Genomic DNA, 17,915 nt, shown 5'->3' with positions numbered 1-17,915 from the left:
ACTGCATCTACAGTGGCTGGCTCCGTTTCACGTCTTAAGCTTCCAGTGATTCCTGATATTTCTCAAGTATCATCCGCTGCAGACGTTCTCTTGTCTCAGTATTGATTGGATGTGCGATATCTCTGTACTCACCATCTGCTGCTTTCCGGCTAGGCATCGCAATAAACAATCCCTTATCACCCTGGATCACTTTGATATCATGAACTACAAATTCATTATCAATTGTGATCGAAACGACGGCTTTCATCTTACCTTCTTTTTCAACACCCCTGACTCTGATATCGGTCACCTGCATCGTGTGTACCCCCTTGTCTTTCTTATCTGCTACAATGCGTATCTGAAATTCTTCTCCACGATAACCTTGATGTCACCCGGGCTACCCTGATGAACTGTATTTGCACGGATCGTATCTCTACTTTCTACAATACAGTTTTCAATTACACAATTATCCCCAATGTGTACATCGTTCAGAATAATAGAATTTCTGATCACACAGTTGTTGCCAATGTATACCTTCTTAAATAATACTGAATTTTCTACAGTACCATTTATGATACATCCACTTGCTACCAGGCTGTTATTCACAACCGCTTCCCCATTATACTTTGCCGGTGGAAGATCCTCCACCTTGGAGTAGATGTCAGGATGCTGCTTGAAGAAATAGTTTCTTACATCTCTGTTCAGGAAATCCATGTTTGTCTTATAGTAAGACTCCTTGGTTCCGATGTTTCTCCAGTAAGTATCCATCTTATATCCATAAATCTTCTTTACATTCTTATATCTTACAAGAATATCTCTTACAAAATCAGTTCTGCCTTCATTTGCACAGGTTTCCAGTAATTCGATGAGCTGTCTTCTTCTGATCACATAGATACCGGTTGAGATCGTGTTGTTGCCTGCAACCAGTGGCTTCTCCTCGAAATCTACGATACGGTTGTCCGCATCCATCTGTACTACACCGAAACGGTTCACATCATCTTCTCCCGGTTCGAGATCCTTACATACAACTGTAATATCTGCGCCCTTGCTGATGTGTTCTTCCAGAACCTTACCATAATCCAGCTTGTAGATACCATCACCGGATGCAATAACTACATATGGTTCATGACTTTCCTTCAGGAAATTAATGTTCTGATAAAGTGCATCTGCTGTACCTTTATACCAGTAGCTGTTCTCTGATGTAATGGTTGGTGTGAATATATAGAGACCACCCTGTTTTCTTCCGAAATCCCACCATTTGCTGGAATTCAGATGTTCGTTCAGAGATCTGGTATTGTACTGTGTAAATACCGCTACCTTCTGGATATGGGAATTTGTCATATTCGAAAGGGCAAAATCAATAGCTCTGTAACCGCCAGTAATAGGCATCGCTGCAACAGCTCTCTTTGCTGATAATTCGCCCATCTTGTTGCTATTACCACCTGCTAAAATTATACCTAATGCTCTCATCTCTATTCACCTGCCTTTATAATACTTCCGCCACTCTTTAAGTTGCCATCCGGATAATCTTCCGGAGTAGTCACACCAGATATAGCAGTATTCTTACCGATTGTTACACCATCAGGAACAACTGAGTTCTCTCCGATCGTAACAAGTCCAAATGAATAAATCTGTGGCTTGAATTCGTTGACAGCTTCTTCTCCGATTCCAAGCTTAGCATCCTTACCAATCTTAACATTCTCTGCGATGATAGCCTTGTCCATATATGCATTCTCACCGATCGTTGCGTTATTCATAATGATCGAATTACGGATGACTGCACCCTTTTCGATCGTAACGCCGGAACCGATAACGGAATTCTCAACATCGCCGTATACCTCTGTTCCTTCACCGATGATACATCTGCTTACTCTGCCGCTTGCATCTATGTACTGTGGTGGGATCGCATCTGTCTTGGTGTAGATCTTCCAGAACTCCTCATAGAGATTGAATTCAGGAACAATATCTACTAATTCCATATTTGCTTCCCAGTAAGAACCAAGTGTTCCTACGTCCTTCCAGTAACCCTTGAAGTCGTATGCACAGATCTTCTTGCCATTTGAATGGCAGTATGGAATGATGTGCTTACCAAAGTCACATTCCGGCTGATCCTTCATCTTTACAAGTGCCTCACGAAGCACCTTCCAACTGAATATATATATACCCATAGATGCTTTGTTACTTCTAGGATTTGCAGGTTTCTCCTCAAATTCTGAAATAACATTGTTCTCATCTGTAATTACAACGCCAAATCTGCTAGCTTCTTCCCATGGTACCTGATATGTTGCAAGTGTGATATCTGCATCACAGGATTTGTGATATTCCAGCATGTTCTCATAGTCCATCTTGTAGATATGATCACCAGATAATATCAGAACATATTCCGGATTATAATAGTCTATAAACTCCAGGTTCTGATAAATAGCATTTGCAGTACCTGTATACCATTCGCTGTTATCACTTTTCTCATATGGTGGAAGAACTGTCACGCCTCCTATGTTACGATCCAGATCCCAAGGGATACCGATTCCAATATGCTGGTTAAGCCTCAGTGGTCTGTACTGTGTAAGAACACCTACTGTATCAACACCTGAATTAATACAGTTGCTTAATGGGAAATCGATAATCTTGTATTTGCCGCCAAAAGCTACAGCCGGCTTAGCCAGATTAGAGGTCAGAACGCCTAAACGGCTTCCCTGTCCTCCTGCAAGAAGCATGGCTATCATTTCTTTTTTAATCATAATGTCACCCCTTCGTGCGTATTAATATAAATGCATTATACCACTGTTTTTGTAATAAGCAAAGTTTTTTATTGCATTTTCACAATAAAAGTTGAAAGAATATAGAAATTTTAAACATTTTTACAAAATAAACATATATTTTGCATGAATTTTCCATGTATCTTTTAACAATTTTCACTGTGCATTTTTGATTAAAAAATTTCTTTCCTATATTCTCCGGGTAGAAATGGTTTTCTACTTGTGATAAACTCTAATTAATTATTTTACCGATATACTTTCAGGCTGTTACACAGATTTTGACCTGTCATAATCCCACAAATGCCTGAGTATACGAAGATGAAAGGAAGAAGAACTTATGGCTGAAATTTTAGTAAAAGAATACCGTGGCGATGTTGTTGAAAATGTACATTATGGATCTATTGCTATTGTTTCATCAACCGGCGAAACGATTGCTTATACCGGTGATATCGAGCGCCAGACTTATATGCGTTCCGCAAGCAAACCGATCCAGGTGCTTCCTACCCTGCTCGCAGGTCTTCATAAAAAATATAACCTGAGCGAGGAAGAAGTAACGATCTGTAATTCCTCTCACTGGGGCAGTAATCATCACATCTATGTACTTCAGAGCATCATGGAAAAAACGGGCTTAAAAGAAGAAGATATGATCATGAATCCAACGATCTCCACATCTGCAACACCGCTTGCGGACAAGCTTACACTTGGTTCCAAGCTGAATCCTGTAGAAGGCAAGAGCCGTTTGCAGCACTGCTGCTCCGGCAAGCACTTAAGCCTTATGATGCTGCAGCGTGAACTGACAGGAAAAGTCACCGGCTACCAGCTTCCGGACTCTCCTGTCCAGAAGCAGATCATTTCATTCTTATCCATGCTAAGCCAGACTCCGACTTACCGGATCAGTCTGGGAATCGACGGCTGTGGTGTTCCAGTATTTGCACTTCCAATGCGTAATATCGCACTTGCTTATGCAAAACTTGCAGATCCGTTCAACCTGCCGGATGATATACGGGAAGCAATCACCTATAACTTCGACTGTATTAACAAGAATCCTGAAAAGATCAACGATTACTTTACACCATCTTACTATGTAAATAAGAACCCGGATCTTCTTATGAAGGACGGTTCCAGAGGTGTGATCTGTATGGCGATCCGAAGCCGGAAGCTCGGTATCGTGATCAAGCTCGAAGATGGCTGGAGCGACGAATATCAGGGAATCATTGTTGCCCGTATTTTGGAGCAGCTTCAGTATGATGATAAAGAACTGATCGAACAGCTTAAGGAAACGTATAACACAAAGATTTATAACGACTGCAAGGATGAGGTCGGACACGCCGAAGCAGATTTTGATATCCATATCGAGCAGTCCTATTTCGATGAATTATTCGGAAATGCGGAACCGGAAGAAGACGATTTGGATGAATCTGATGCAGGCACTGCAAACGAAAGCGCTGATTCCGAAGATTCCAATATTGATTCTTCAATCGAAGACGAAGACATGGAAGAACTTGAAGATGATGAAGATATGGAAGATGAGGAACAGCTCTCTGCAGAAGAACGTGCCAGACGCCGTGCAATCCGTGACCGCAGATCCATTCTTGGTCAGAATGTTGTCCTGCCATCATCAAGCCAGACTTTCATCCAGAATCCAATGACCGATCCGATGCGTCCTGTAAAATCTGCCAAGGTGATCTCCACCATCCAGAATAATGACGCCGAATTCGAAGTCTTTGACAAGAAAGACAATGAAGATAACAAAAAGCAGGAATAACACCATGCTTTGACAGGTTGTTCAAGTTTTATATAAGATTGCAATATAGCACACACATACAGCAACACCCATATGGTTATTCCACTATAAATGACTTACTGCGGTTTCTGTTCGCAGCACATGTCTGATTCGTAAATACTCCTGTGCCAACTCGCCTTCGGCTCAAACAGGCACTCGTATTTACTGACAATGTGCAGCTCACAACGAAATCCTCGTATATGTCATGTTATAATGGAACAACCATATGGGTGTTGCTGTATGTGTATGCTATATTTTATGCAATCTTATATAAATCCTGATAGTGTGTGTTATAAAGCATGGTGTTATTCCTGCTCGTTCTGACATTCAGGGCAAATGCCGACATATTCAAGATTGTGGGATGAAATGATAAAGTCCTCATCCGCCAGTCTGCCTCGCTCATCGATCTCAGGATCATATGGGACATGGCTGTCGAAGATTCTTCCGCATTTAGTACAGATAATATGATAATGTGGAACCGGATTGCCGTCAAAATGTTCATTCTTATCAAATGAGAATACATTCATGATAATGCCGTCATCAACCGCATCCGCCAGCACCCTGTACACGGTCGATGCACCTATATTATATCCCCTCTCCATAAGAATCTGATGAAGCTGCTGGGCAGTCGGATGACATTTTAATTCTTTTATAACCGAATATATAACCTGTTTTTGTTTTGTATTTCTTTTCTCTGCCATACCTGTTCACTCCAATAATTTATTCCGAATTTACTTTTGATAAGTCTATACTAACACATATTTTGTCAGGTTTGAACACCTTTTTAAGAATTGTTCTCATTAATTTTAGCCTTTATCCGGCAAATCACCTGTAAATGGAAGTTTTTGCCGGCAAATTAATATTTATAAATTTATTTTTTATGCTTGACATCCTAAGTGTATTGGTGTACTATCTGGCTAGTACAGTAGTTAGGAGGGAAGCATTTGGAATTTAAATCAAACCTGCCGATCTACCTTCAGGTCATCGATGATATAAAAAAGAAGATTATTACAGGTGCCCTGCCACTTGGTACCAAGCTCCCATCATCCAGAGAGCTTGCTATCCAATATGACATCAACCCGAACACCGCGGCCCGGGTTTATAACGAGATGGAATCTCTCGGACTGTCATATACGAAACGTGGAATTGGTACATTTGTAACAGAAGATCCTCAGGTAATTGATCGGCTGAAACAGGAACAGTTAAAGCAGATCCTTACAGTTCTGGATGAACAGCTCACCGGTATGGGATATACACCGACAGAGATCATCCGATTATTACAGGACTACTATTCCCTGTAAAAACAAGTATTGAAAGGAATGAATACTATGATTAAATGTGAACACTTAGTAAAAAAATATATGAGTACGACCGCAGTTTCGGACCTGTCACTGGATATTATATCCGGTAACATTTATGCGCTACTCGGTCCGAACGGAAGTGGTAAATCTACCCTTATGAAAATGATCGCCGGACTTTCAAAACCGACCTCCGGTACGATCACGATGGATAACCGGCCATTAGATTACAAAGCTAAAGCGCATATCGCATATATGCCTACAGAAGCCTATTTCTTCGGTTATATGAACTGCATCGATGTCGGAAAATATTACCGTGATTTCTTCGCTGATTTTGATTATGACAAATACATGCGATTGTTACAGGAAATGGATCTGTCGCCAAAGCAAAAAGTGCGTGAGATGTCATCCGGTATGATGGCAAAGCTGAAGATCGTTGCAACGCTTTCAAGGAATTCGGAAGTTATTATGTTAGACGAACCATTAAACGGCATCGATATCATTGCCCGTGAAAAAATCATTCATACAATCGTGTCTAATATCTCAGATGACACTGCCGTTATCATGTCAAGCCATCTGGTGGATGAACTGGAAAAGATCATTGATCATGCCATCTTCATCAAAAACGGAACCTGTGTATTACAGGGTAATGCAGAAGAACTTCGTATCGCACAGGGCAAATCCATTGTTGATATGTATAAAGAAATCTACGCATAAACTGGGAGGTATTGAATTATGTTAAAAATGTTAAAATATGAATTTCGCCGTGGAATCTTTCCACTTCTGATCGTAGGGATCGTCATAGCTGCCATTGAGCTTTACTTTCTCATTAGTACGTTAACCGAACATGCAAATCACTCTGTTATTGCTATTGCCCTGCTTATTCTCGCGGCTTTCTGCTGTTACCTGTTTGTATTGATCTACGGCATAATCAGTTACAGTCAGGATCTGAAAAACAAATCGGGATATCTGGTCTTTATGGCTCCTATATCCAGCTATAAAGTAATCGGCGCCAAACTGTTATCCATCCTGCTGACAGGTGCAATAATCGTTGCTGTTATATTCGGATTACTGACCTTAGATCTCAGCCTGGCATACTCCACATATGACTCCATTGATTCTTTTTATGATTTTCTAAGCAATATTCTTGAAATGGGGGGATATTCCCTGGGCGGCGTTATCTTAAGATTACTGGCATTTATCCTCGTATTCCTGATCCAGTTCTTTATGACGATCACACTTGCCTACCTTGCGGTATCGGTATGCTCCACCATTCTTCAGACAAAGAAAATTAAAGGTTTTATCAGTTTCGTACTGTTCATCGTCTTCTATGTGATCCTGTCTGTAATTGCTTCTAAGATTCCCCATCTGTCCAATCCCGGACCGGATGCGACATTTATGGAAGCCATGTATGCCATGATCCCACAGATCGCACTCTACTTCGTAGTAATGGTGGCAAGCTATATCGGAAGCTCCGTGCTCCTCGAAAAGAAGATCAGCTTGTAAATATACTCAGCACGAACGAACAGGCAGCAACCCTCAACCGGGGCATTCTCAAACACGCATGACTACTCATTACTGTTTCCATTGCAAAAACTTATCATGACTCGATATAACAGGAAACACATTTGTATATAAAACAAGGGCATATCTGTAAAATCATAGCATGAACGACTGAGTTTCAATGATTCGATGCTGCTGCAAAGGACACAACGAATTTATCGTGTCCGGCGCAGCATGCAGATCGAATCTGAATTGAAACGAAGGTAGTCATGCGTATTTTACAGATATGCCCTGTTTTTATTACTAAAATGTGTTTCCGTCCCTACACCCCTATGGTGTGCAGGTCGATCCAGTTATAGATATCGTAATATGCCTGAATATTATTGATCTCGTTTATGACTTCGTGACGCGCATCCTTGTACAGGATGCATTTGACATCATCTGTGATATATCTGCTGTATTTGTTGTATAAAAGCTTCACGTCCAGGCCATAGTGTCCGACCGGATCTTTGCTTCCTGATATGAATAATACCGGCATATTCTTTGGCACATTTGCCAGATTATCCTCATCCTGAATAAATTCCAGTGTTTTGAATAACGTCTTGTAGCCCTTTACCGTAAAGGTATAGTCATACATCGGGTCTGCCATATATTTGTCAACCTGAACATAGTCTCTGCTCAGCCAGTCTTTCACGGTACGCTTCCGTTTCTCACCGTTCATGATCGTCATTCTGGGAATACCGAAAAGGTAAGTACCAAATGCAAGCACCTGCAACAATTTGCTTCTATGCTTCTCACCACGGAGCATACTCTCCACTCCGGCTACCGCCTCTCCGATCTTCAGCATACACTTCGGATGTCCGCCCGTTCCCATACAGATAAAACCATCTATGCTGGCATTTTTCTGCACCTTTGCAGGGTACTTTGGATCTTTTGCATATTCGCATATATACCTTCTTGCAATAAATGAACCCATGCTGTGTCCCATAAGGAAATACGGAAGATCCGGATATGCCCTTTTTATGCATCTGGTCACACGATGAACATCTGCTGCCATCGTCTTACTGGCATCATAAGCATACATATAACCCATCTCGGATTTATTTCTGGCTGTCAGTCCATGCCCCAGATGATCATTTCCACATACCAGAATTCCTCTGGCAGCCATAAATCTTGCAAAATGATCATAACGCTCCATGTCCTCTATCATACCATGAGAGATCTGAAGCACCGCCTTGATCTCTCCTTGCGGAATCCAGACAATGACATGTAATTTATCTCTTCCGTTGGATGATGGAATATATGTCTCTTTTTTCTTTACGTTCTGTTTCATAAGCAACCTCCCATTGTTAGTATCCGCTTTCGGAAAAAAATTTATGCATTCGGCTCCTGATTTTCTTCCTTCCAGTAGATATTTCTGTGTTCTACAGAGGTCGAGAATGCGATCAAAGTCTTTGTTTTTCCAAATCTCTGCAATTCACCGATAAACAGATCCAGCGCCATCGTTGTCTCAAAGATAACCTCGATCAGCATGGAATAGTCACCGGTCACACAATTACATTCCACAACATTTTTGCAGTTCTTGATAAATGGATAAAAATCCTGTTTGTCGTTCGGCTCTACCTCTAAATTAATAAATGCTTTTGTATAATATCCCAGTGCGATCGGATTGATCTGTACCTGAAAGCCCTCGATCACCCCTGCTTCCTTTAACCGCTCTATTCTTGTAGATACTGCTGTTGATGATAGAAACACACATTCTGCAATATCCTTTAAAGACATACGGGCATCCTTCTCTAACAGTTCCAGAATCTTCTGATCTACCTCATCCAGACAGTAAGCTGTCTCTTTTACTTCACGCATAGTTTTACTCTCCATTTTCTTATACATCTCATCTGCCAAATACCTTTATTTATATAAAAACTTTGGTATAGAAAAAGGACATCCTTCATCTGAGAAGGACATCCCTTTCATATTTCTGATATCAATGTACTTCTATCTATCCTGTCTGTATTTTACTACTAATAACAGGATAAATCCAGCACTAAAAATACCATGTAGTATCGCATCTGTATATTTTACGGGAATATACCCTTGATCTCTTCCGTATGGATCAATCGTTTTAAGGCAATGATATAGGCTGCCATCCGCAAAGTACAATGACTCTTTTTGCTCTCCTCCACGATTTCTCCAAATGCTTTCGTCATGATCGTTTCAAGCATCTCATTTACCTGCGGTTTTTCCCATGTCATTTCCTGAATGTTCTGTACCCATTCAAAATAAGAAACAATAACACCGCCACTGTTTGCAAAAATGTCCGGCACAAGCTTGATACCTCTTTCTGCAAGGATCGGATCTGCATCTGCTGCCGTCGGTCCATTTGCACCCTCAACGATATAAGAACATTTTAACTTCTCCGCAACCTCTTTCGTGATCTGATTTTCAAGCGCTGCGGGAACCAGCACGTCACAATCACAGGTAAGAATATCTGTATTCGAAATATGGGTAACACCATCTTCCTGATAGTCTGCAAGCAGACCGCCGGCTTCTACATAAGCTGTTACCTTATCTGCATCCAGTCCGGTCTCCTTATAGATTCCACCCGACACATCACTGATCGCTACAACAACTGCACCTCTGTGTCCAAATATCCTGGCTGTATTGCCGCCAACATTACCGCATCCCTGAATTGCAACCTTAGTACCCTCTAACACCTTGCCATCTTCTGCAAGAAGGAGCTTGGTACTAATCACAACTCCACGTCCGGTTGCCGACGGTCTTCCCTTGGAGCCGCCAAGCTCCAGCGGTTTTCCTGTCACAACTCCGGGACAAGGTTTGCCCTTTAACTGGCTGTATGTATCTAACACCCATGTCATGATCTGTGCATTTGTATTCACATCAGGAGCAGGTATATCGGTATCTGCTCCGATGATCGGCTCGATCGCATAGGTATATCTTCTTGTCAATGCACACAATTCCCGTCTGGAAAGTGTAGCCGGATCTACTTTGATACCACCCTTCGCTCCTCCAAATGGTATATTTGCCACTGCACATTTTAATGACATCCATGTTGCAAGTGCTTTGACTTCATTCAGAGATACGTCCTTGTGATAACGTATACCTCCTTTGAACGGTCCTCTGATATTTGAATGCTGGACTCTGTATCCTTCAAATACCTTAACACTTCCGTCATCCATCTCCACAGGAAGGTAAACCTTAGTCTCACGCTGTGGATTCCTGATGATCTCAAACATCCTCTTGTCAATTCCGCCAATGTTCATGGCTTCTTCCATCACTGCTACCACATTCTCATATGGGTCGTACTGTCTGCTCATCTTCGTATCTCCTCGTTTAACAAATATTTTATTGTCACGAGTTATCCGGTGTTACCTGTAAGGGATAAACCTTTTGACAAGAGGCATTCTAGTCCTCCTGCATTTATACGTCAATATCTCAAGCCAAAGACCATTCAAAATGATATTTTCAAGCATTTTATCTTAATAATGTATATTCATAGCAAGTCAAACTTGAAATAATCAAGTTCGGTTTGTAACATCGATCACATACAACTGGTGCAGTGCTCTTGTACAGGAAATGTAAAATGCATGTCGGCTGATCCGGTTTTCCATCACATCCTGTTCATTGATAACAAATACTGCATCGAATTCCATCCCCTTTGCAAGAAACTTCGGAAGAACGACCACACCTCCATTATAGACGGTCGACTGGTTCGTAAGATATGTCACCTGCTCATATTCTTCCAGTTCTTTATATATGGCAAATGCACGTTCTTCATCATCACAGAGAATTGCCACATTATCAAAATCATCCAGTTCTCCATAATCAAGCTTCTCTGCGATAAATCCGGCAGCATCTTCTATACTCTCCGCCTGCTCTGTTACCGGCTCCATGCCATGGCGGTTAAGTGGATGGGCCTCCACCTCGTCTGACGCCCGGTCTGCTTCCAGTATCCTGTTACAGAATTCTGTGATCTCACAGGTTGAACGATATGCAGTATCCAGAGTCTTGATCTGGCAACCACCTGTTCCTCCATGCGGCACAAATACCGTCTGCAATACATCCAGCACCGTTTCCTCCGGATTATAATAAAGCACCTGCAGACTGTCACCCAGTATCGTCTTCTTACATTTAAAAATACGATCCAACACCGCATACTGAAATATATTGTAATCCTGCATCTCATCGATCACGAGATGCTTGATATTGTCATAAGACTTACATCCATAGAAATAAATCTGCAGATAAAAGACTGCCAGAATATCTTCATAGCACACCTTTCCATACTCATTCCGGTATTGTTCGATACCCGGATGCTGTTCAGCCTGACTGTTAAGAAAGTTCTGATATAATTCGATCAGGTTGCGCTCCGCATATTGATAGATCATCTCTTTTGTGATCTGATTCTCCATCTTCTGATGCTTCTCATCCGTAAATGCCTGATCCTGTTCATCCTCTACCCTGTCTGCTATAAAATATGCGATCTTCTCAAAACGTTCATAGACCGGATATCTGGCAAAACGATTATAGAACATCTTCTCGATCTGGTCCTTTGTAAATTCTGTTTTCTCAAAATGGAAATCTTTAAACTTAATATTTTCCGTATAATCTTCCAGATATTTGTTAAATGCCTGATAGAACGCAATCGATGATTTCCATGCAATATTCTTCATCTCCGGACTTTCCATATCGGGATGCGTCGTGATCCGGTCTGCCTGTTCCAGCTTTGTCTCATAATCACAGTCCACAAACAGGATTTCCTCCATCAGAGAATCAAATTCCTTCTCCGGTACATTATCCTCGCCGACCTCCGGCAGCACACCGGCAATATAATCGCCAAAGATTCCATTTGGCGACAGGATCATAACATTGTCTGCCGACATCGTCTTACGATTGTTGAATAACAGCCACGCCAGTCTGTGCATCGCAACTACTGTCTTACCACTTCCTGCCCGTCCGTCCACAATAAGATTATAAGCGGTCTTATTACGGATCAATGCATTCTGTTCTTTCTGGATCGTTGCAACTACGGATTTCATCTTCGTGCCGCTGTTCTTTCCCAGTGCATCAAGCAGGATCATATCATTGATCTTCTCATCGGTATCGACTGCATTATGTAGTCTTCCATTGCTGATATCAAATTGCTTCTTCTCTACGATCTTTCCAGAATATTCTTTATCGGGTGCCTGATAGGATGCCTCGCCCTTCTCATAATCATAATACATCGATGCGATCGGAGCACGCCAGTCATAGACCTTCTGATCCTGTTCTTCCATCGACCAGTAGCCGTTTGTTCCGATATAGACCGGAAGAACCTGTCCATCCTCCTGATACTCAAATGCAATCTTTCCAAAATACGGGCTCTCGATCTGATGCGCCAGTACATCCACCTGCTTTGCCGCATGTTCGATAAAAAACGTATCGTTATTTACATTGTTCATGTTCTGCAGGAATTCCTCGTCGTCCATATCACCGTGGCTGTCACGCATATATTTCTTCTGTGCTTTGATCGCTTGATTCCGATAGTCGATGCTTTCCTGTGTCGTCTGAAGATCACACTGCAGCTCATTTTCTACTTCTTCAAAATATTCCTGCTCTTCTTCCGGCGTTGTCTCTCTATATGTTTCCTGAACCTGTTTCTTGTCCATTTTCTTTCCTTTCAAAACAGACATCACCCGAAATCTGATCCACCTGACTTCAAATGATGTCTGTCTTCTTATTTCTTTTTTAATTTTATTTTCTTGCTATAACTGCCATAAGTCTTATTACACTTTGCTCTGACGCGGTACTCATAAGTCTTTCCGGACTTCGCAGTCTTATCCGTAAAGGATACCTTCTTACTGGAGGTCAATTCTCTGATCCGTTTCCACGAACCATTCTTCGTCCTTCTGTAGATCCGATAGCCCTTTGCACCCGCTACCTTTTTCCATGTCAGGCTTACACCTGATTTTTTGTTTGTTATCTTTGTTATCACTGTCTTTGCAAGATTTATACTGTATGGTACTTCTATCTTGCCACTGTAGTTACCCTTACCTGTGATCACGCAAATGGCAGTTCCCGGTTTATCTGCATTTTTATAAGTTACCTTATAATCAGATCTTGCAAGTCCACTTACAACAGCCTTCGGCTTGCAGTTTTTTCCTGCATATATATAACTCGTCTTCGACAGTTTTACCTTCTTCTTCGTCATATCCTTTTTAGATACAACCAGTTGGTAACCGGCACTTGCGCTTTTATAATTTGCATCCGCAGCCACCCTGGCTGTGATCGTGCAGGAGCCTGCTTTTTTGATCGTGATATAACCGAACTGATCCGGCTCTGCAACAGCTGTATTTGACGACCGGTAAACTACTTTTCCTGTAGAATTCGTAGTTACCTCATACTTATAGTCAGCATTTCCGTACTTCTTTGTAAGCTTTTTCTTTGTAAATGATATCTCCGGCATGTCCTTCTCTGTTCCATCTGCATCATAATCCGTATATCTGGTATCAAGTCCCATATCATCAAAATAATCATGAAGTTTAATAACTCCCCAGCCGTACTTCTCGTCCCAGCCAAGAGTTCCTCTGTCCTCCGCATATTGCTTCAGACGATTCTTAACCCCTTTATAATTCAATTTGGGTTCTATCATCTTAATGTAAGCAATTGCCGCCACTACATGCGGTGTCGCCATCGACGTACCGGACATAGACTTCTTACCGCCACCAAGATATGTAGATACAACCGCCGTTCCTGGAGCAGCAAAATCGATCATGTCTCCATAGTTCGAATAATCCGATGCGAACATTCCGTTATTTCTGATTGCTGACACGGTTATGACATTTTCTTTATTTGCAGGATACGTCATAGCAACATCAGATGCCTTATTCCCTGCTGCACAGCACACAACCGTTCCTGCTGTCTCGGCTTTCTTTAACACATCCTTCAAATAAGATGAATATGCCCATAACATTCCGGTCCAGCCGAAGCTCATATTTACCACATCTGCTTTCTGGTCTACTGCATATTGCAGTGCACTTCGAATTGCAAGATTCGATGATTTCCCATCTCCGTCAAATGCCTTCAACACCATAAAATTCACATTATCAGGTGTATTATCCGCTATTATTCCTGCTACATGCGTACCATGTCCGTTTTCGTCTACATATGCGGTTGTCTTTTTAACAGAATCAGAGCCTTTAAAATAAAAGCTTCTCCTCTTATCGACTCTGTTATTAAAAATCTTGTTTGTCGTATCCAGGCCGGTATCGATCAGGGCAACCGTCACATCTCTGTCTACCTGATAATAGTCATATTCAGCCTTCAGATAGCCCATACCCATATAAGATCCGCCCCATGACATTGTCTTATAATCTGTTACGCCGGTAAATGTCGCCAGCACGTCATCCGTAACAACCTGATCTATATAGCAATTATCTTTTCCATAATCAGATACCAGCTCATAATATGCATACTTTGTATCGGCTTCCGTGTCAAACTGCAGCACATATTCATTATATTTACCATAATGAAGAATCTCGGAAGCACCATAATCATCTGTCAGCTTCCTGCCATCCGTCAGAACCATAAGGCGCTTCAACTGATAGGTATCATCCGCCTTTTCCTTCTGAATGTTCTTATCTTCCGCATCTGCCAACTCTGCCGAATCCTGTTTCTCCGGTTCTTCCCACGTATCATTGATCAGAGCAACTATATCTGATGCATCATCCACTTCTTTTAACTTTGCATTCAGTGCATATTCACTCTGTATATTCTGTTCAGACTGTGTAGAAGTATCCTCTGTGTCTATCGAAGCCTCACTCCGGTTCATCAGATCATCTGATTCTTTATTATGCGCAGCATCCCCACTCAGCTCTGACACAGTATAAGAATCTCCGTGAATCCGAATCGTATTCTCCCGAGTATCCTCCGAAGGCAGATCCTCTATGTCGTATGTATGTATCGACGTTTTATTCGAATCTGTTCCTGTCTGATCCGAAAATCCTGTCTTCTTATCCGACAGTCCACCCCATGTCAAAACTGTGCATGTCAAAACGGCAGCCATTCCGATACAGATTCCTGCTTTTTTATAATTTGTCTTTCGACTGTTATTCTTTGAATCTTTTCTCATATTTTTCTCTTTCCTTAAAAACTGTCTTATGGCAGCATTATTCTTTATTGTAGCACATATCAAAAGTTTTGTGAACCGACGCGGCACTTTCAGGCAAAGGAATTTCACGAACATTTTATAGTCATTCTATCCATTTCATGTTAGAATAAGACATTCAATGAAATCGGAGGAATTTTTTATGAGTAACGAAGGCAAGAAATGTACGGTTCACTATACAGGAACATTTAACGACGGAACCAAATTTGATTCATCTTATGACCGTGGGGAACCGATCGACTTTGTATGCGGTGCAGGCATGATGATCAAGGGCTTTGACGAAGCGGTTAAGGGCATGGCGATCGGTGATATCATCGATGTACACCTTATGCCGGAAGAAGCATACGGCATGCCGGATCCCGACAATATCTTAACTGTTGAGATCAGCCAGCTTCCCGGTGCTGAAGATCTGGAAATTGACCAGAAGGTATTCCTGTCAAATCCTGCCGGACAGTCTTTCCCTGTTAAGGTAACCGCCAAGGATGACACTACGATCACCTTTGATGCAAACCATGAGATGGCAGGCAAGGAACTGAACTTCAAGATTGAACTTCTGGATGTAGAATAAACAGGAAAAAATTATGTACACCTGATGTAAAATCTCCCAGACGTTCCGGATATGATATACTACGAATTTCTACTCGTCACACGCATCTATTCGCTCATGCTCCTGTGCCAACTCGCCTTTCAGGCTCAAACAGGCACCCGCATTCGCTGATAGCGTGTTTCTCGCAACAAAATTCTCGTATCTATCATATCCGGAACGTCTGGGAGATTTTTTATACCAAGTATACCACATTATATCCTCTAACATCTTCTCAATCTACATAAGCCTGAATCCAGCTTGTAATACAAAACTGCCATATTAAGACCTCAAGCGAGGATTTCGTTATGAAATGCATATACCAGCAAATGTGGGTGCCTGTCTGAGCCCAAAGGGCGAGTTGGCACAGGAACATTTGCGAATCAGGTATATGCAGTTCATCGAAACCACAGCGTGTCTTAATATGGCAGTTTTGTATTACAAGCCAATTCAGGCTTTATTCATTTTACTCGTCGAATTCGTAGTCTTTGCCCGGAAGGATAGCGTTTAAAGCAATTCCAAGGATAGCTGCGATAGCAAGTGATGTTAATGTGATAGATGTTCCTGCAACTGTGAAGGTAATACCATCACCGAATCCGAGTCCGCTGACAAGGATTACAGCAGCAACGATCAGGTTACGTGACTTTGTGAAATCAACCTTATTTTCAACAACATTACGAACACCGATAGCTGAGATCATTCCGTACAGCATGAAGCTGACACCACCGATGATCGATGCAGGAAGTGAACCGATACACTCAGCAACCTTTGGTGAAAAGCTGAGAAGGATCGCATATACAGCAGCCAGACGTACGACTCTTGGATCGTATACACGGCTAAGCTCAAGAACACCGGTATTCTCACCGTATGTTGTATTTGCAGGGCCGCCGAATGCAGCAGCAAATGCTGTAGCAAGACCATCACCGATCAGAGTTCTGTGAAGTCCCGGATCCTTGATGAAATTATTTCCTGTTGTAGCTGAGATTGCTGAGATATCTCCGATATGCTCCATCATGGTTGCAAGAGCGATAGGTGCCATTACAAGGATGGAAGTAATATTGAATTTACAAAGCTGGAATGGAGGAAGATCCACCCATCCGGCATCCTTTACTGCCTTAAATGTGAAGATTGCAGATCCGTCCGGATTGTGAACACCACATTTGAAAAGAATAAATGCAACTACATATGAGATCACAACACCCATAAGGATTGGAATGATCTTGAACATTCCTTTGCCCCAGATATTGAAAATTACGATAACTGCAAATGCGATAATTGCAAGAAGCCAGTTTGTTTTTGCATTATTTACGGCTGATGGCGCAAGACTCAGACCGATACAGATAATGATCGGACCGGTAACAACAGGTGGAAGGAAACGCATAACTCGTTTTACGCCAACCAGTTTTACAACCAGTGCAAGAACCAGATACAACGCACCTGCCACTACGATACCACCACATGCATAAGGTAATTTCTCACCCATAGACATATCTTTGAAGATTCCGGTATCAAGATTTGCGACTGTGTGAAAGCCTCCTAAGAAAGCAAATGAGGAACCCAAAAATGCAGGCACCTTTAATTTTGTACATAAATGGAAGAATAATGTTCCGATTCCGGCACAGATCAGTGTAACCTGAATGGATAAGCCCTCTCCATTAAAATAAGTATTTACCAGAATTGGTACTAAGATAGTTGCACCAAACATGGCAAACATGTGCTGCAAACCTAACAGCAACATTTTCGGAACACCCAGTTCCCTTGCATCATAAATCGCTTCTTTTTTCTGATTCATAATAATCTCCCTTCTTCTATTGTACCTGTTTTACTGTGATACTATCGATCGAAA

The 17,915-nt window shown here is 41.8% G+C and carries 15 protein-coding genes; 5 read left to right on the top strand and 10 right to left on the bottom strand.

What is annotated here, in order from left to right:
* Positions 1 to 34: 34 nt before the first annotated feature.
* The 3 genes from spoVG to DWW43_RS10615 are packed head-to-tail and all read right to left on the bottom strand — an operon-like array spanning position 35 to position 2,720.
* Positions 35 to 295 (bottom strand): septation regulator SpoVG, encoded by a 261-nt coding sequence (spoVG, locus tag DWW43_RS10625; protein WP_008400199.1) that lies wholly within the window; start codon positions 293 to 295, stop codon positions 35 to 37.
* A gap of 29 nt (positions 296 to 324) precedes the next feature.
* Positions 325 to 1,449 carry a glucose-1-phosphate adenylyltransferase subunit GlgD gene (glgD, locus tag DWW43_RS10620; RefSeq protein WP_117823199.1) on the bottom strand — a complete coding sequence of 375 codons (1,125 nt, stop codon included), beginning with the start codon at positions 1,447 to 1,449 and terminating at the stop codon, positions 325 to 327.
* A gap of 2 nt (positions 1,450 to 1,451) precedes the next feature.
* On the bottom strand, positions 1,452 to 2,720 hold the full coding sequence (locus DWW43_RS10615) for a glucose-1-phosphate adenylyltransferase (protein WP_117823201.1): 1,269 nt from the start codon (positions 2,718 to 2,720) through the stop codon (positions 1,452 to 1,454).
* Between the two features lie 355 nt (positions 2,721 to 3,075).
* Between DWW43_RS10615 and DWW43_RS10610 the strand changes: the two genes are divergently transcribed.
* Positions 3,076 to 4,503: an asparaginase gene (locus tag DWW43_RS10610; RefSeq protein ID WP_119963543.1), complete on the top strand. Its 1,428-nt coding sequence runs from the start codon at positions 3,076 to 3,078 to the stop codon at positions 4,501 to 4,503.
* A 323-nt stretch (positions 4,504 to 4,826) separates the two neighbouring features.
* Here DWW43_RS10610 and DWW43_RS10605 read toward each other — a convergent pair whose 3' ends face one another.
* Positions 4,827 to 5,222, bottom strand: a complete 396-nt coding sequence (locus DWW43_RS10605) for a transcriptional repressor (protein WP_008400206.1) — start codon at positions 5,220 to 5,222, stop codon at positions 4,827 to 4,829.
* 243 nt (positions 5,223 to 5,465) lie between these two features.
* Between DWW43_RS10605 and DWW43_RS10600 the strand changes: the two genes are divergently transcribed.
* From DWW43_RS10600 to DWW43_RS10590, 3 genes are read left to right on the top strand one after another with little or no spacing between them, the layout of a single operon-like run.
* On the top strand, positions 5,466 to 5,822 hold the full coding sequence (locus DWW43_RS10600) for a GntR family transcriptional regulator (RefSeq protein WP_119963542.1): 357 nt from the start codon (positions 5,466 to 5,468) through the stop codon (positions 5,820 to 5,822).
* 27 nt (positions 5,823 to 5,849) lie between these two features.
* Positions 5,850 to 6,536 (top strand): ABC transporter ATP-binding protein, encoded by a 687-nt coding sequence (locus DWW43_RS10595; protein WP_021943154.1) that lies wholly within the window; start codon positions 5,850 to 5,852, stop codon positions 6,534 to 6,536.
* Positions 6,537 to 6,554: 18 nt separating this feature from the next.
* A complete protein-coding gene (locus DWW43_RS10590) occupies positions 6,555 to 7,325 on the top strand; it encodes an ABC transporter permease (RefSeq protein WP_119963541.1) in 771 nt (256 codons plus the stop codon).
* A gap of 319 nt (positions 7,326 to 7,644) precedes the next feature.
* Here DWW43_RS10590 and DWW43_RS10585 read toward each other — a convergent pair whose 3' ends face one another.
* From DWW43_RS10585 to DWW43_RS10565, 5 genes are all read right to left on the bottom strand, one after another.
* Positions 7,645 to 8,655 (bottom strand): alpha/beta fold hydrolase, encoded by a 1,011-nt coding sequence (locus tag DWW43_RS10585; RefSeq protein ID WP_008400215.1) that lies wholly within the window; start codon positions 8,653 to 8,655, stop codon positions 7,645 to 7,647.
* A gap of 41 nt (positions 8,656 to 8,696) precedes the next feature.
* The gene (locus DWW43_RS10580) at positions 8,697 to 9,155 is read right to left on the bottom strand and encodes an Lrp/AsnC family transcriptional regulator (RefSeq protein WP_044944768.1); all 459 of its coding nucleotides are present in this window, start codon (positions 9,153 to 9,155) and stop codon (positions 8,697 to 8,699) included.
* A gap of 245 nt (positions 9,156 to 9,400) precedes the next feature.
* Positions 9,401 to 10,657, bottom strand: coding sequence for a Glu/Leu/Phe/Val dehydrogenase (locus DWW43_RS10575; RefSeq protein ID WP_119963540.1), 1,257 nt, complete (start codon positions 10,655 to 10,657; stop codon positions 9,401 to 9,403).
* A gap of 201 nt (positions 10,658 to 10,858) precedes the next feature.
* Entirely contained in the window at positions 10,859 to 13,012 is a 2,154-nt protein-coding gene (locus DWW43_RS10570) for an AAA family ATPase (protein WP_119963539.1), read from the bottom strand.
* A 44-nt stretch (positions 13,013 to 13,056) separates the two neighbouring features.
* Positions 13,057 to 15,450 carry a S8 family serine peptidase gene (locus DWW43_RS10565; RefSeq protein ID WP_165853066.1) on the bottom strand — a complete coding sequence of 798 codons (2,394 nt, stop codon included), beginning with the start codon at positions 15,448 to 15,450 and terminating at the stop codon, positions 13,057 to 13,059.
* A 178-nt stretch (positions 15,451 to 15,628) separates the two neighbouring features.
* Here DWW43_RS10565 and DWW43_RS10560 point away from each other — a divergent pair, with 178 nt between their 5' ends.
* Positions 15,629 to 16,054, top strand: coding sequence for a peptidylprolyl isomerase (locus DWW43_RS10560; RefSeq protein ID WP_119963537.1), 426 nt, complete (start codon positions 15,629 to 15,631; stop codon positions 16,052 to 16,054).
* Between the two features lie 481 nt (positions 16,055 to 16,535).
* Here the strand turns inward: DWW43_RS10560 and DWW43_RS10555 are convergent, their stop codons facing one another.
* Positions 16,536 to 17,861 carry a uracil-xanthine permease family protein gene (locus DWW43_RS10555; protein ID WP_117808652.1) on the bottom strand — a complete coding sequence of 442 codons (1,326 nt, stop codon included), beginning with the start codon at positions 17,859 to 17,861 and terminating at the stop codon, positions 16,536 to 16,538.
* Between the last annotated feature and the right edge of the window lie 54 nt (positions 17,862 to 17,915).

Source organism: Clostridium sp. AF15-41, from assembly GCF_003604095.1.
GTDB lineage: Bacteria > Bacillota > Clostridia > Lachnospirales > Lachnospiraceae > Coprococcus.
The sequence above is the reverse complement of the archived record's forward strand: the minus strand, read 5'-3'. Positions and strand labels throughout refer to the sequence as shown.

What these genes read in the sequence shown, in the direction of transcription:
- spoVG (WP_008400199.1), bottom strand. Translation starts at nt 295, where the DNA reads ATGCAGGTGACCGATATCAGAGTCAGGGGTGTTGAAAAAGAAGGTAAG.
- glgD (WP_117823199.1), bottom strand. Translation starts at nt 1,449, where the DNA reads ATGAGAGCATTAGGTATAATTTTAGCAGGTGGTAATAGCAACAAGATG.
- DWW43_RS10615 (WP_117823201.1), bottom strand. Translation starts at nt 2,720, where the DNA reads ATGATTAAAAAAGAAATGATAGCCATGCTTCTTGCAGGAGGACAGGGA.
- DWW43_RS10610 (WP_119963543.1), top strand. Translation starts at nt 3,076, where the DNA reads ATGGCTGAAATTTTAGTAAAAGAATACCGTGGCGATGTTGTTGAAAAT.
- DWW43_RS10605 (WP_008400206.1), bottom strand. Translation starts at nt 5,222, where the DNA reads ATGGCAGAGAAAAGAAATACAAAACAAAAACAGGTTATATATTCGGTT.
- DWW43_RS10595 (WP_021943154.1), top strand. Translation starts at nt 5,850, where the DNA reads ATGATTAAATGTGAACACTTAGTAAAAAAATATATGAGTACGACCGCA.
- DWW43_RS10590 (WP_119963541.1), top strand. Translation starts at nt 6,555, where the DNA reads ATGTTAAAAATGTTAAAATATGAATTTCGCCGTGGAATCTTTCCACTT.
- DWW43_RS10585 (WP_008400215.1), bottom strand. Translation starts at nt 8,655, where the DNA reads ATGAAACAGAACGTAAAGAAAAAAGAGACATATATTCCATCATCCAAC.
- DWW43_RS10575 (WP_119963540.1), bottom strand. Translation starts at nt 10,657, where the DNA reads ATGAGCAGACAGTACGACCCATATGAGAATGTGGTAGCAGTGATGGAA.
- DWW43_RS10570 (WP_119963539.1), bottom strand. Translation starts at nt 13,012, where the DNA reads ATGTCTGTTTTGAAAGGAAAGAAAATGGACAAGAAACAGGTTCAGGAA.
- DWW43_RS10565 (WP_165853066.1), bottom strand. Translation starts at nt 15,450, where the DNA reads ATGAGAAAAGATTCAAAGAATAACAGTCGAAAGACAAATTATAAAAAA.
- DWW43_RS10560 (WP_119963537.1), top strand. Translation starts at nt 15,629, where the DNA reads ATGAGTAACGAAGGCAAGAAATGTACGGTTCACTATACAGGAACATTT.
- DWW43_RS10555 (WP_117808652.1), bottom strand. Translation starts at nt 17,861, where the DNA reads ATGAATCAGAAAAAAGAAGCGATTTATGATGCAAGGGAACTGGGTGTT.